Origin of the sequence: Rhodococcus sp. PD04 (assembly GCF_035918275.1) — a bacterium.
In the GTDB taxonomy this organism is placed as follows: domain Bacteria; phylum Actinomycetota; class Actinomycetes; order Mycobacteriales; family Mycobacteriaceae; genus Rhodococcus; species Rhodococcus rhodochrous.
The window spans coordinates 4,281,814-4,296,806 of the sequence record NZ_CP142143.1 but is presented as its reverse complement, the minus strand read 5'-3'; the positions used below and the strand labels follow the sequence as shown (position 1 = coordinate 4,296,806).

Sequence of the window (14,993 nt, the reverse complement as noted above, 5' to 3'; positions counted from 1 at the left end):
TCAGTCGACGCAGCCGGTGGGCGCCGGAACGGTCTCGTCGAGGGTGGAGAGCACCAGCTCCGCGGTGAGCCGGTCGGCGAGCATCTCCAGGTGCGTGGTCTTCGCGGAGGCACACACGTCCTGCAGCACGATGTCGGTGACGTTCGGGTCCTCGCCCAGGCCGCTCGTGTACGGCTGCACCACGTCGTCGTGGGTGGTGAGGATGTTCGTGTACTCCACCGGCTCGACGAAACGGCCGGTCGCGGCGAGATCCTCGAGGAACTGCGAACCGGGAAGCATGTCGGCGCAGGCGGGGCACGTCGCGTACTCGAAGTCGCGCATCACACCGTCACTGGTGACGATGGTCGTCCCGTCCCACAGGGGAGCGAGCGACACGAGCCGATCGACCTTGTCGGCGCCGCCGTCACCGATCCACTTCGCCGCGACCAGCGTGCCCTGCGAATGGCCGACGATGTCGACCTTCTCGGCGCCGGTCTGCGCGAGCACCTCGTCGACGAATGCGGAGAGTTGATGTGTGCTGGGCTCGAGCGGCGCCATCCCACCCAGAGCGCTGACGGGCCACGGACCGGGGAACGTGCCGAAGGTCGGAGCGAAGACGCAGTAGCCGGCGTTGGCGAGCAGAGGCGAGAACGTCTGCCACGCGACCTGCCGGTTGCCGCTGGTGTTGTGGACCAGCACAACAGGATTGGGCTTGTCGGCGGTCGGGCGACAATTCGGGTCGTTCGAGCCGGGAGCCGAACCACCCGGATTCTCGAGCTCCAGCCCCACAGTGTCGGGAAGTTCGTACGGCACGGGCAGCGTGGCGGGCGAGGCGGCCGCCGTGCCGGATCCGAGAAGACCCGCGGCGAGAACGGTCAGCAGGAGCGATCGGCCAAACACGGGTCATCCTTCGAACAGTGACGATTATCGGCAAGTGCACTGCGGCCCTATAAGGTGTTCCGGGGGCTGCGCAGGGGAACGGAATCGGAGTATATCTATGCGGCGGATATCCGCGTTGGCGGTCGTGACGACCGTCGTGGCGTCGACCTGGGGACTCGGAGCGTCGACGGCGTCCGCAGAACCCGATGAGGCCCGGCTTGTGAGCACCACGGTCGTCGACGACCAGCAGCTCGACATCGAGGTCTACTCGCCGTCCATGGACGAGAACATCGAGCTGCGGATCCTGCGCCCCACCGACACCGTCACTCCCAGCCCCACGCTGTACGTGCTGAGCGGCGTCGACGGCGGGTCGTACAACAACAGCTGGATGGACCAGTCCGACATCGTCGACTTCTTCTCCGACAAGCACGTCAACGTCGTCATCCCGAAGGGCGGCGAGTCGAGCTACTACACCGACTGGAAGCACGACGACCCGAACCTCGGCCGCTACAAGTGGGCCACCTTCCTCACTGAGGAACTGCCGCCCGTCATCGACAGCACCTACGCGACCACCGGCACCAACGGTCTGATCGGCTTCTCGATGTCGGGCACGTCGTCGCTGAACCTCGCCATCGCCGCACCGGATCTGTACGACGCGGTGGGCAGCTTCAGCGGTTGCGCGCGCACAAGCGACCCGCTCGGCCAGGCCTTCGTCACCACCACCGTCGTCAACTTCTTCGGCAACCCGCTCAACATGTGGGGGTCGTTCGACGACCCCACCTGGGTCGCCAACGATCCGTACATCAATGCGGAGAAGCTGCGCGGCACCACCTTGTACCTGTCGTCGCGCACCGGCCTGCCCGGCCGTTACGACAATCTCGAATCCGAGTGGATCAAGGACGAGGAAGACCTCGCCGACGTGGTCATCAAGGGCGGACTCATCGAAGCCGCAGCGGCCGACTGCACCCGACACATGGCGACGCGTCTCGACGAACTGGGCATCCCCGCCACCATCGACATCCACGACGACGGTACCCACAACTGGGGCTACTGGCAGGACGACCTGCACAACTCGTGGCCCGTCCTCGGCCCCGCGATCGGCGCGTCCTGACGAGTTCTCCACAGGAGGTCGGTTCATCCACAGATCCGGCCGATTCGTCCCCGTAGGCATCTGCCTGCTCCGGGCGACAGGGGATGCTGAGCGCCATGGGGGAGTTGATCCTGCGGCGCGAGGCACATGCGCGCGGCGTCACCGATGCGGAGATTCGACGTCTGGTGCGGAACGGAACGTGGACTCGGCTCGCGTCGGGAGTCTTCGTCCAGTCCGGCCAGTATGCGGGGGCCGACGATCACGCTCGACATGCCCTGCGGGCACGGGCGTTCATCGCGAATGCCGGACCGACCTCGGCGCTGAGCCACGTATCGGCAGCGGTACTGCACGGGCTCGACGTCTGGCAGATCCCACTCGACGATGTGCACCTCACCCGCAACGCGCCGAGTGGAGCGCGGAGTACACCCGGCCGCGTCATGCACGCCGCGCTCTTCCGTGAGGCGGACGTCGTGGATCGGAGGGGAGCGCGGGTGCTGTCGGTCGCACGGACGATCACGGATGTGGCCGCAACGGTGCCGGTGGAGCAGGCCGTCGTACTTGCCGACAGTGCGCTGCGAGCAGGGCTGGTTGCCCCCGTCGATCTGACTCGTGCGGTGGAACGGATGGGGAGTCATCCCCGCATCGCGCACGCCCGTCGTGCCGTGCAACTGTCGAGCGGGTGCAGCGACAGTGCCGGCGAGTCGCGGAGCAGGGTCCTGTTCGTCCGCGAGCAGATCCCGGTGCCGCTCACGCAGGTGGACGTCTTCTCCGCCGACGGCAGGTGGCTGGCTCGTGTCGACTTCCTGTGGCCGGAACACGGTGTGATCGGCGAGTTCGACGGTCGGATCAAGTACCGCCGCGACGGGGTCGCGACTACCGCTGCCGAGGACGTGGTCTACCGCGAGAAGCTGCGGGAGGACGCACTGCGTCACGCGGGGTGGACGGTGGTGCGGTGGACGTGGCAGGACCTCGGGACCCGCGGCGCCGTCGCAGCGAAGGTGCGGGAGGCGTTCGCACGGGCGGCGCGGGGGAGCGGGCCGACAGGGAGGTACGCAACGAAGAAGTGAGGCTCGCAACACCAGCAGTTACTGCCGGCGTTGCGAGCCTCAACCTCGCGTTGCGTACCTACTTGCGGCCAGGTGCCTTCGCGCCGGGCTTGAAGCCGAGCGCGCCCGGCTTCGCCTTCGGTGCCTCGACCTCCGGCTTCGCCGGGGTCGCGGGTGCCTCGGGCTCCGCAGGAGCCTCGGCGACCGGCTCGGGTTCCGGCGTCGGCTCGGGCGTCGGCTCAGCCTTCGCCGGTGCAGCCGGAGCGGCAGGCGCAGCCTTCTTCGCACCCGGTCCCTTCAGACCGCTCTTGAGCTGCAGTCCGCCCGGCTTCGCCTTCGGGATCGCCGACTCCTTCGGCTGCTCCGCAGGCGCTTCCGTAGCGGGAACTTCCGCCGCGGGAGCCTCGGCAGCAGGTGCTTCCTCGGCAGGAGCCGCGGGAGCAGAGTTCGCTGCCGGAGCCGCCTTCTTGGCGCCGGGGCCCTTCAGGCCGCTCTTGAGCTGGAGACCACCCGGCTTCGCCTTCGGCACCGCGGGTGCCTCGGCTGCGGGAGCTTCCGACGACGACTCAGCAGAGGCAGCAGGTGCGGCGGGCTTCGCAGCACCCGGGGCCTTCGCGCCCGGAGCCTTGAGGCCGCCCTTCATCTGCAGTCCGCCCGGCTTGGCCTTCGGCGCTGCCGGTGCCTCGGCCGCAGGAGCGGCAGAAGCCTCGGACGACGCGGCAGGTGCAGCCGGAGCCGCAGCCTTCTTCGCGCCCGGACCCTTCAGGCCGCCCTTCATCTGCAAGCCGCCCGGCTTCGCCTTCGGAGCTGCCGGAGCCTCGGCTGCCTCAACAGCGGGAGCCTTCGCGCCCCCGGGCGCCTTCGGTCCGCCCGGAGCCTTGAGGCCGCCCTTCATCTGCAGGCCGCCGGCCTTCGGGGCACCGGTGGTCTTCGGAGCCGCGGGGGTTGCCGCCGCTGCCTCGATCTCCTCGACGCGCTCCTTCTCGACCTCTTCCGCGGTCTCCTCGACCTCGACGGGGGTCTTCGGCTGCTGGACGACCTTGAGGTTGTCGCTGAGCTTGGCGGCCTCGACGCGAGAGATGGACTCGAGCATGAGCTGCGCGACGTCGATGACCTCGACGCCTTCACCCTTGCCCTCTTCCTGACGCGCCGTCACACCATCGGTGAGCATGACGCGGCAGAACGGGCAGCCGGTCGCGATCTTGGCGGGATTCGTGGTGAGCGCTTCGTCGACACGGTCGATGTTGATGCGCTTACCGATCTTCTCCTCCATCCACATGCGGGCACCACCGGCACCACAGCACATGGACCGCTCGCCGTGACGCGGCATCTCGACGAGCTTCGCGCCCGACGCCGCCATCAGCTCACGCGGAGCGTTGTAGACCTTGTTGTGCCGTCCGAGGAAGCACGGGTCGTGGTAGGTCACGTCCTGGCCGACGGCCTTGACCTGGACCAGCTTCTTCGCCCGCACGAGACGGTTGAGCAGCTGCGTGTGGTGGACGACCTCGTAGCTGCCACCCACCTGCGGGTACTCGTTGTTCAGCGCGTTGAAGCAGTGCGCGCAGGTCACGACGATCTTGCGCTTGCTCGGCTCGACGCCCTCGAACACACCGTTGAGGACCTCGATGTTCTGCTGTGCCAGCTGCTGGAACAGGAACTCGTTGCCCGCGCGGCGAGCGGAGTCGCCGGTGCAGGTCTCCTCGGCACCGAGAACCATGAACTTCACGCCGGCGGTCGCGAGGAGCTCGGCGACGGCCTTCGTGGTCTTCTTGGCGCGGTCCTCGTAGGCACCGGCACAGCCGACCCAGAAGAGGTACTCGTAGCCGTCGAAGCTGTCGGCATCCTGGCCGAAGACCGGAATGTCGAACTCCATCTCGTTGATCCAATTGAGACGGTCCTTGGCGTTCTGGCCCCAGGGGTTGCCCTTGTTCTCGAGGTTCTTGAACAGACCCGCGAGCTCGGACGGGAAGTCCGACTCGATGAGCACCTGGTAGCGACGCATGTCGATGATGTGGTCGACGTGCTCGATGTCCACCGGGCACTGCTCGACGCACGCACCACAGTTGGTGCACGACCACAGGGTCTCGGTGTCGATGACGGGAGCGAGCTCGCCTGCTTCCAGCAGTCCCTCGGTCTCGCCGACGAGCTTGCGACCCGACTCCTCGCGAGCCGACGCCGGGATCTTCGCCAGCTTGGCCTCGTCCGGGTTGCCCTCGGCGTCGACCAGGCCGACCTCGTCGCCACCGAGATCGGTGCGACCACCGGCGAGCAGGTAGGGAGCCTTGGCGTAACCGTGGTCGCGAAGCGACGTGATGAGCAGCTTCGGCGACAGCGGCTTACCGGTGTTCCAGGCGGGGCACTGCGACTGGCAACGACCGCACTCGGTGCAGGTCGTGAAGTCCAGCCAGCCCTTCCACGTGAAGTCCTCGATGCGGCCGGCACCGAAGGTGTCCTTGTCCGGATCGGCGTCTTCCATGTCGACGGGCTTGCCGCCGGACATCATCTGACGTGCGGCACCGAGGGCGGGACCGCCGTCGTCCTCACGCTTGAAGTAGATGTTGAAGAAGGCCGAGAAGCGGTGCCATGCGACACCCCAGGTGATGTTGCGGCCGACGATGTAGAGCCACACCATGCCCGACATGAGCTTGATGAACGCGAACACCGACACGAGCTCGGGGCTCTCCGGAAGGATCCGGGCGACCTGCATCGTGAAGAAGTCGGTCGAAAGGTGGCCGCCGCCGTATGTGGCGATCTTTCCGGCCTTCACCAGGATCATGCCCAGGCCCTCGAGCAGCACGACCGCTTCGACGAAGTAGGCGGCCTTGAAGTTCGAGCCGCTGAAGCGCGACATCCGGCCGGGCTGACGCGGATGGTTGCGCTGGCGGATGTAGATCAGCGTCAGGATGCCGATCACCGTGCCGAGACCGAGGATCTCGTCGATGAAGTGGTAGACGGCGGTATTGCCGATGAGCGGCCAGTGGAACTTCGGGTCGAACGTCTGGCCGTAGGCCTCGAACCAGACGATCGCGCCGAGCATGAAGCCGACCATCACCAGCCAGTGCGCCCAGCCGACGGTCCGGAACTTGACCATCTTCGTGTGCGCGAGGAATTCGACGACCATCTGCTTGAAGCGCGGGAAGAACGGCCGCCAGCGGTCCGGGGCCGGCTGGCCGACCCGGATCGTGTTGACCATCTTCAGTGCGCCGCTGATGAACGCGAACCAACACACGAGGCTCAGCAGCACGCCGATCGTGCCCAACGTAATCGTCAGGGCATTCATACGTGGCCTTTCGTGTCGGGGGCGGCGTCGTGCCGCCTGGTATGAGTCACCGCATCGTAACGCAAGCTAAGTTACCCACCGGTAACTTGGTCTGAACTGGAGTTACCCGCCAGTAGCAAAAACTGCGTCGAATCGGAGACCGTGTGCCCGGACACGCTAGAGGTCAAACGTGATACCGCAGTCACGCAGGATGTCCTAACTCGTCTGAAAAGAGGCATGTGTCACACGGAGATCACGGCACCCCTGTACCGGCCACGATGCTGTTTCCATTCGGGCAAATAGGTATAACACTCCGGATGTGATGTCGGTTATGATTCGCCCGGTACATGGGGTTCGCATGTGGGCTGTACACGTCGGGGGACGTAGAACTCCAGGTCAATACAGCAGAATGGGGGCGTCTTAACAGGCGTGCGCCATGTCACAGAACGGAAAAAGATGAAGCTGAAGAAGCTTGCCGCTGTGGCGACGATGACGATCGCCGCCATGGGCATCACCGCCGGTACCTCGTATGCGGCGCCCGCTGCGCAGGACGAGATCAACTACGAGTCCAAGATCGAGGGCGACTCGGTGGTCACCGTCATCGACGCCGGCGAGTTCCAGGTCTCCGGGGACGGCGAGAGCGTCGAGCTCCAGGACAACGCCGGCAACACTGTCCTCAGCCTGCCGCTGGCCATTCAGCTCGGCGATCTGCAGCTCCCCTTCGAGCGTCAGATCAGCGAGGACGGCAAGACCCTCACGCTGACCCCGGTCACCGACCTGTCGAAGGCCACCCCCGTCGCCCCCGAGGACAAGGTCGGCGCGAGCCTCACGCCGGTCGCCCTGAAGCTGACCGATGTTGCTTCGCCGGACGAGAACCTGAAGGCTCAGCAGAATTTCGCGTCGCAGCTGGGTATCGCGACCGCGGTCGGCGGCCTGATCGGAACCATCATCGGCGCAGTTGTCGGCACCTTCGTGATGCCCGCTGTCGGCACCATCACGGGCGCTGGTATCGGTGGCGTCGTCGGAACCATCATCGCGGGTGGTCCGACGCTGATCGTTGCCGGTGTCGGCTTGGCGCAGACCCTGCTGGCGCCTCCGGGCACCACGGTCTACGCCAACTGATTCCAGTCGGCTAGGCATTCGAACTCGAACGGCCGCTGTAAGGACGAACTCCTTGCAGCGGCCGTTCTCCATCCGGCGTCGGAACCCATACAGAAAGGCCCTGTCCGAAAGTGCGGACAGGGCCTTCAGCTCGAATCGGGTGTCGTTACATGGACCCGATGAGTCGGCTGCCGTGGCGAATGATGTCCCAGACATAGCCGAAGATGTCGAAGCCGAGTTCGAGGCTGGTCATCAAGATCTCGCTGCTCAAGTGAAGTCCTTTCAGGGGATGGCGCTACCGGCCAGGGTGCGAGGATCGTAACCCACGCTAAACGGACATTGGGAAGCCAGGTCCCGGAGGTGGTTAGGTTCACCTAGGAAATGCAGCTCGCGGGCGCTTTCCGAAGCGGATTCAGGGGCATTTCCGAGGGCCCCTGGAGGCATCCTCCGAACGCCCGACGAAGGGCTGTTCCACCGCCTTCTGCCGCCGGTCGTTGTGGTGCAGGAGAACCGCCCCGAACCTGCGCCGACCGGCACGGCCGTACGCCCCTCCGAACGCCCCCACGAACGACGAAGGTCCGCTCCCCGTAGGGAACGGACCTTCGTGACGTTCTGGTGGATTACCAGGTGCGGACCTTCAGGCCCGGGTTCTCCGCCAGGACCGTCTTTATCGGCGTGGCGAACAGCTCGGGGCTCTCACCGAGCAGGCCGCTGACGAACCCGGCGATCTCGCACATGCCGTACTGGCCGACGTTCGAGGCGCTGGAGATGCCGAGGGCGAGGGTGCCGGTGACGAGGGTGCCACCGCTGTCGCCCTGCAGGGCGCACAGGTTGGTGGAGAAGCCGTTCTCGAGCACGCGGTGGCCGATCTCGACGTTCTGGCCGGTGGCGGTCACGACGCCGCAGCTGTAGCCGGTGCGCAGGCCCGACTTGCAGACCGGAGCGCCGACGACGGGATCCGCGACACCCGTGATGGGCAGCGGAGCGGCGAACGGAACGCGCACGCCGTTGTTCTCGAAGCGACCCGCGGCATCGGAGGTGGGGCGGATCAGCGCGTAGTCGCTGCCGTCGAGCACCGTCTTCTCGAACGAGCCGAGGTGCTGGCCGAGGTTGTCGCCGATGAGCTGGTGGACCTGGGAGGCCCACCGAGTGCCCGCCTGCGCGCGGTTGGGGTCGCAGTGACCGGCGGTGATGTTCACGGGCTGTCCGCTGCCGTCCTCGCCGTTGAAGCCGAGCGAGCAGCGCAGGCCCTCGCCGGCGCCGAGCGCGGCGTAGGCGTCGCCACCGAAGAGGGCGTCGGGGGCGTCGAGGCCACCGGCGATGGGCTGCAGGTCGGTCGCGCCTTCCGGCGTCAGCTCGGCGGGAGCGAACAGCACGCGCACCCCGTCGAGGAAGTCGGGGAGCTCGACGCCGGACACGTTGTCGGTGCGCACGACGACGTCGTTGTTCACCACGTCGATGGCGATGCCGCGGATGACGTCGGCAACGGCGGGCGGTTGGGTCTCGAGCCAGTCGCCCAGTGCGCCGAGCTGATCTTCGAGGGCGTCCTCGCTGCGTTCGGTCTCGGCGACGGTGAATCCGGCATCCTCGGCGGCCGTGCGGGCCTCCTCGAAGCCGTCACCCTCGGTGAGGCCGACCGTGGCGGTGCCCTGGTCGTCCAGCCACACACCGGCGAAGACGGCTTCGAACTGCTCCCGTGCCTTCTCGGCGAACGCGGCGAGATCCTGGCTGCGCTGCGCATCGGCGAGGAAGCGCTCGGCATCGATGTTCAGGTCGCGCTGCAACGCCTCGACGAGCTCGGCCGGCAGAGACGATGTCTGCGCGGGTTCGGTCTCGGGTTCGGCCTGCGCGATGGCAACGGCAGGACCGAGGAGTAGCAGTGCGGCCGAACCGATGACGGCCGTCCGACGTGCGAAGGTGCGTCGCATGGATACCTTTCTCGTTCCTTCACGCATGCACGCGCGAAGGCGCCGTTCCCCCGCGGATCGGCGTCCGTCCGATCCTAAGGGGTGAACGAGGAAGTACATAGGTACTTCTCGGTTACGGATGAGACTCGTGTGACTGTTGTGACGAACGGACCGGACGGTTCCGGCCGTTATGCCGGGTTCGCCGCAGTACGGACCCGGGTGCCGGTGGCGTTCTCGATCTCCTGGATCGGAATGCCGAGGCTGGAGGTGCCACCGTTGGGCGCGAGTACAAGGTTCGCCTCGACGCAGTTCGGTGCGCCGGCGCTGTTCGATCCGCTGATCACGCCGAGGGCGAGGGTGCCGGTGACGATGGCGCCACCGCTGTCACCCGCGAGGGTGCAGGCGGAGGTCGCGAAGCCGCGGATGGTGCTCGAGAACCCCGAGTCGTAGGTCAGCTGGGTCTCGATGCGATCGGCGACGACGAGGCCGCACGTGAACGACGAGGATTGGCCCGACTTGCAGACGGGCGCGCCGACGACCGGAACGGCCGTGCCGGTGACCGTGAGGGTCGAACCGTTGCCGCCGCGGACCGACGGGCGGTCGAGGCCGGCCTCGACGCCGGCCTCGTCGAGCGAGACGATGCCGTAGTCGAGGGTGCTGTCGGTGCCCACCGTGGACTCTGTGAACTTGCCGATCCGCACGCTCTCGTCGATGTTCGCGCGGTTGGGCAGGTAGACCGTCGAACCACCGTCGGCACGGGCGACCGCGTCGCAGTGACCGGCGGTGAGATTGACGGCGTTACCGTCGGCGTCGACACCGTTGAAGCCGAACGAGCAGATGCCGATGCGCTCGATGGGCGTGGCGCGGACGTCGCCGTCGGCGGTGATGTAGGTGTCGCCACCCATCGGGGCCGGATCGTTCGGCGGCATGCCCGGCGACAGCTGGACCTGCACGTTCGCCACCAGCGACGGCAGGTTCAGTGCGCGCCCGATCGGCGAGTTCACGATGTCGAGGACGATCTGGTTGTTGAGCACATCGATCGACGCGGAGTTGATCTGCGACGACACCTCGCGCGGGAGTCCCGCCACCCAGCGGTTCAATTCGGCGAGGGCCTGCTCGAGTCCGTCGGCCGAGACCGGCGCGACCGTGGCGTGGAAGCCGTCCTGCGCAGCGCGCTCGGCGGCCTCGCGATTCGTGACGGCGATGACCGGCTTGCCGTCCTCGCCGAGCCAGGCACCGGCGAACTCGGAGGGGTGCTCGGAGCGGAAGTCGCGGGCGTAGTCGCCGAGCTCCTGCGCGCGGGCGGCCCGGTCGAGGTACTCCTCGGGGGACAGACCCAGGTCGCGCTGGATCGCCTCGACGAGTTCGGCGGGAAGTTCAGCAGAAGGCAACTGTTCGGCGGGCGCGGCACTCGCTGTGGCGCTCAAGGGCACTGCCAGCAGAACCGCGGAGGCCGCTGCGACTGCGACGCGGCGGGTGGTGGAACGGACTGCGGCGCGCGACGCCGACGAGAGACGCATGGAGGCCTTTCATGTGTGCTCGATGTGCTCTTGAACAGGTGCTTCGTGGAATCGGCGAGCCGACCCGCGGGACAGCCTACGGGACGGCCCGGCGACCGCCGATAGTGCCGTAGGTCACCACCCGGATACCCACGCTGTCTAGTTGCCGGTCTCAGTCTCTGTCGTTTCCGGAATGTCCGTCGAGGGCGGTTCCTCAGAAGGGTCGGGATCGGTCGGGACGGTCGTCGACTGGGTCGTCGTCGTGGTGGTGGTGCTGCCACCGCTCCCGCCACTGCCTCCGCTACCGCGTCCGCCACCCGAGGAATCATCGGGCTGGTTCCGCCGCGACCAGCCGGTGCTCGACGTGGTCGAGGACGTGTCGGACGTGCTCGAGGTGGTCGAGCCGGGCGACGACGAAGAAGAGGACTGTTCGCTCGTGCCGGTGGTGGGATCGACCCAGGTCTGCTGCACGACCGGCGGAGCCACCGGAACCGTCTGCTCGGCGGTGGCCGGCTCGGTCGACTCCTCGGTGGTGGTCTCCTCGGTGCTGCGGGGAGCCGGTGCGGGGCGCGCCTTCGAGGTCGTCGTGGTCATGGGTGCGGTCGGGGTCTCGGCGACCTGCGTGCCCGCGGTGGCCGTCGGGGAGTCCCGCAGCCCGAACACCAACGCGCCGATGCCCACGAGCAGCGCGATCGCCGCAGCCGCCGCAATGGCCGTGACTTTCGACGAACGACCCGAGGGCTTCTCGTCGGCGACTTCCCCGGCCGCGACGGCGGCGACCGTCGCCTTCGACGTGTTCGCCGCGGGCGTCGCGACGGCAGCGGGCGTGGCACCCGGAGGGGGAGTCGCTGTGATCTTCGAGATCACCGCGGTGATCTCGGGGTCGAGTTCGCTGCGTCGCGGTTCGGCGAGCTTGGCGGTGGGCAGGATCTGCGTCGAGCCGAGGAGGTCGACCGAGCCGGCGGCCGCCGCGAGAGCGGCGCCACGCACCATCGTCTGGTGCGGCTCGGGCGCCAGGGCGCACCGCACGCCGAGTCCGGTCTTCACCGACTGTGCGACGAGTTGCGCCGCGCTCGGGTCGACCGCTTCGTCGATCGTGACGACGATGGCGTCGAGGTTGCTCACGAGCCAGCCGAATGCGCCGAGCGCCGACGAGAGCTGCGCGGCGACCGACGGAGCGTCGTCCTCGGGGAATCGGAAGGCCTTACCCGCCGCGACTCCCGAGCGCACGAGCGTGACGGTCGAGCCCTGCGGGTCGATGTGGTAGACCGCGACGAGCCGCCCGGTCTGGTGCGCGACCTGCGATTCGAACCATGCCGCGGCGGCTTCGGCGTCGGAGACGAGCGAGACGTGTCGCAATCCGACGTAGTCGAGGGCGTTGCGCAGGACCGCAACCGTCGAACTCGGCCAGTCGGTGGGGTACGTCGCCACTGCGGTGTACGGGGTGTCGCCGATGAGAGAGGCTGCGTCGGCGAGGAGGCATTCCATGGCCGTGGCGACGAGGTCTTCGGCGCGGGAGAGCGAACCGTCGTTGGCGCGGACACCACCGGAGTGGCCGAGACGATCGACGAAGCCGGTGAAGGAACTGGTGTGCCCGTCGACGACGTCGTGGTCGCCCAGTGTCGCGGTGCCGTCGGAGTGCAGGTGGACGGCGGTGAACCGCTCGATCGGTGCGGGGTCCGGCCGTCCCGGCGTCGGTGAGGTGACCGCAACCGACGACACGGTGGTCCCCACCCTCAGGCCTACGCCTACGGACATGCCGGCTTGCCTCCATTCCGGTCGGAGTGTGTGTGACGGGGTACATCTGCGCCGTGCCCCATGGCCCGGAGCAGTGACAGGAGCTCCGAGCGGGAACCGGCACCGAGTCGGCGCCGGATACGGGCGACATGATGTTCCACGGTCTTCGCGGAAATGTACAGGTGGTTTCCTACCTCTCGGTAGGTGAGGCCCGAAACAACCAGGTCGGCCACCTGCGCCTCGCGCTCCGACAGCGCACCCGGCTTCTCCCGCGCGCCGAGGGGGGATTCGTCCGGACCGCCCGGGGGAGCGTCGGGGGCGATGTCGACCGGGGCGCGACCGGCCGGACCGTCCTGCCGGATCGTCCGCGCGACCTGCAGTAATCCGGTGGCGACCGTGGTGTCGTCCGTCCGCAGCGCCGCTTCTCCCGCGAGCTTCGCGCCGTCCCACGGAAGACCCACGGACGCGAGGGACTCGGCCGCCTCGCGGATACGCACCGCGTCGACCTCACCGCGCAGCACCGAGAGCCATGCGTGCCCGGCCCGCGCGAGCACCGCGGCGTAGGCGGTGGTCTCCGCAGCCAGGGCCAGCGCGCGGGCGTGCGGGACGAGGTCGGCCGGACGGTCCGCGGCGATCGCGGCCTGCACCCCGTACCAGTGCAGCGCCGCACCCCACAGCGGTGGCTCACCGAGGGTGGTGAGCAGTGCGCGGGCAGCGGCGACGAGATGCGCGACCCGCGCGGACTCTCCGAGTCGGACGGCGGCCAGCCACAGTTCCCCCAGGGGCAGCAGCCCGAACAGGTCGACGGAATACTCCGCCACCACCGACTGCGCGGCCTGCCACCGCACCGTCAACGCTCCGAGGTCGGCGTTCCGTCGCGCCAACCCGACCTGCAGGGCGTGGAAGAAGAGGAGGTCGCGCTGCCCGGTCACCTCGGGAGCAACGGCGTCGGCGGTGGCCGCGGCGGCTGCGAGATCACCGCCGAGCATCTCGGTCCACGCCACCAGGATGCGATTTCGCACGGTGGGCGTCTCCGGACGGTCGAGGATCGCGCGTGCGTGCCCGAGTTCACCCGAGTGCAGACACAGCAGTGCGGCGACGGCGTCGACCGTGTCGGGCCAGGCGCGCAGCGACCCGTCGGAGCCGAGGCTCGTCAGGGCGCGGGCGAGGCGGTTCATTGCGATCCGGCCGTCGCCGCCGACGGATTCGCGCAGGCCCTCCTCGAGCAGTCGCGCGGCGGAGGCCGAGGAGGTCGGCGCACCCGATGTGGCGGCACTGCGGAGATGTTCTGCGGCCGAGGGTCGTCCGGCGGCGAGCAGCACGGTCGCGGCGAGGGGCGCGTCCGTACCGACCCGTTCGGGACCGAGCCATTCGAACAGGTCGGCACTGCGGTCGAGCATGCCGCGATGCGCGGCGATGCTCGCGGAGATCCGGGTGGCGGCGCGCACGTCGTCGACGTCCGCAGTGTCGGCGCGGTCGAGCAACCGGTCGGTGATCTGTTCGGCTCGCTCGAGATCCCCTGCCGCGAAGGCGACTTCGGCTCGTCGCACCGCAAGGGTCGCGGGATCGGCTCCCGCGGGTACGGTGGCGTCGAGGAGTTCGGCGGCTTCGCGCGGTGGCGCGTCGGCCGCGAAGGCGACGAGCCGATCGGCGAGGTGCGGGTCGGTGAGACCGATCGTCGCGAGACCGCGGGCGAGCTGCGGCGTCAGCGTTCCGGCATCGATGCGGGTCGCGAGGAGACGACGCGCGACGGCGAACAGGTTGTGCCTTCCCAGGACCGCGGCGGGCACACCGCTCGCCCCGGTGGTGAGGCTCGCGGCATCCGTGCCGAGCAGGCCGCTCGCACGGGCCGCATCGACGAGGTCGAGGGCACGCTCGACAGGGATGTCGAGTACGGCGGCGAGTTCGCCGGGATCGAGCGCGGCACCGAGATCGACGAGCGCCAGGGCTACGGTGAGATCGAGATCCGCGAGGAGCTGCCGGCGAATCGCCTCCTCGACGGCCCGCCGGGCATCGCTCTCCGTCCGCACGGCCTCGAGGGCGGTGTCCACGAGATGCGGTACGCCGCCCGTGAGGCGGTGCAGGGCACGGACCTGGGGCGGTGCGAGCCGGAGCTCGAACGACGCCGCGCGACCGGCAATTTCGCGAGGCGTCCACGAACCCAGTTCCACCACGGTCCCGTGTCCCACGAATGCTGCTGTCAGCGAACGCATCTCGGCTCGGTGCGGTCGGGCTTCGGTGGCCACGACGATCCCCGTCGGTGCATCCCGGATGTGGTCGACGAGCTCCTGCAGTTCCGCGGCGGTCATGCGGTGTGCGTCGTCGACGATGCGGGCATCGGCGAAATCGGTTCGGAGCGAAGCGAGTATTGCGGACTTCCCGGTTCCGGTGCCGCCGACGAGCAGCAGTCGCGGGGAAGCGGCCGCGGTCAGGGCACGCGTGACCTCCCTGGGGACCGGACGTCGCGGAGGGGCGGGAGCGGACGTCATCGGATCG

General features: G+C 68.3%; 9 protein-coding genes. 3 read left to right on the top strand and 6 right to left on the bottom strand.

Annotation, left to right across the window (positions count from 1 at the left end):
* Nucleotides 1-879 carry an esterase/lipase family protein gene (locus tag U9J23_RS19700; RefSeq protein ID WP_060650457.1) on the bottom strand — a complete coding sequence of 293 codons (879 nt, stop codon included), beginning with the start codon at nt 877-879 and terminating at the stop codon, nt 1-3.
* A 97-nt stretch (nt 880-976) separates the two neighbouring features.
* Between U9J23_RS19700 and U9J23_RS19695 the strand changes: the two genes are divergently transcribed.
* Nucleotides 977-1,969, top strand: coding sequence for an alpha/beta hydrolase (locus U9J23_RS19695; RefSeq protein WP_272268232.1), 993 nt, complete (start codon nt 977-979; stop codon nt 1,967-1,969).
* A gap of 95 nt (nt 1,970-2,064) precedes the next feature.
* Nucleotides 2,065-3,015, top strand: coding sequence for a hypothetical protein (locus U9J23_RS19690; RefSeq protein ID WP_272268233.1), 951 nt, complete (start codon nt 2,065-2,067; stop codon nt 3,013-3,015).
* Nucleotides 3,016-3,073: 58 nt separating this feature from the next.
* On the opposite strand, the gene U9J23_RS19685 is transcribed toward U9J23_RS19690, so the two are convergent.
* Nucleotides 3,074-6,274 carry a (Fe-S)-binding protein gene (locus tag U9J23_RS19685; protein WP_272268235.1) on the bottom strand — a complete coding sequence of 1,067 codons (3,201 nt, stop codon included), beginning with the start codon at nt 6,272-6,274 and terminating at the stop codon, nt 3,074-3,076.
* A 435-nt stretch (nt 6,275-6,709) separates the two neighbouring features.
* Here U9J23_RS19685 and U9J23_RS19680 point away from each other — a divergent pair, with 435 nt between their 5' ends.
* The gene (locus U9J23_RS19680; protein WP_085469144.1) at nt 6,710-7,375 is read left to right on the top strand and encodes a hypothetical protein; all 666 of its coding nucleotides are present in this window, start codon (nt 6,710-6,712) and stop codon (nt 7,373-7,375) included.
* 599 nt (nt 7,376-7,974) lie between these two features.
* Here the strand turns inward: U9J23_RS19680 and U9J23_RS19675 are convergent.
* The 4 genes from U9J23_RS19675 to U9J23_RS19660 all read right to left on the bottom strand — a co-directional run bounded on the left by U9J23_RS19675 (nt 7,975) and on the right by U9J23_RS19660 (nt 14,986).
* Nucleotides 7,975-9,282, bottom strand: coding sequence for a S1 family peptidase (locus U9J23_RS19675; RefSeq protein ID WP_326599915.1), 1,308 nt, complete (start codon nt 9,280-9,282; stop codon nt 7,975-7,977).
* Nucleotides 9,283-9,449: 167 nt separating this feature from the next.
* Nucleotides 9,450-10,781 (bottom strand): S1 family peptidase, encoded by a 1,332-nt coding sequence (locus U9J23_RS19670; protein ID WP_085469142.1) that lies wholly within the window; start codon nt 10,779-10,781, stop codon nt 9,450-9,452.
* 138 nt (nt 10,782-10,919) lie between these two features.
* Nucleotides 10,920-12,518, bottom strand: a complete 1,599-nt coding sequence (locus tag U9J23_RS19665; RefSeq protein ID WP_326599912.1) for a hypothetical protein — start codon at nt 12,516-12,518, stop codon at nt 10,920-10,922.
* Nucleotides 12,509-14,986 (bottom strand): LuxR C-terminal-related transcriptional regulator, encoded by a 2,478-nt coding sequence (locus tag U9J23_RS19660; protein WP_326599910.1) that lies wholly within the window; start codon nt 14,984-14,986, stop codon nt 12,509-12,511. The genes U9J23_RS19665 and U9J23_RS19660 overlap by 10 nt, the downstream gene beginning before the upstream one ends.
* Between the last annotated feature and the right edge of the window lie 7 nt (nt 14,987-14,993).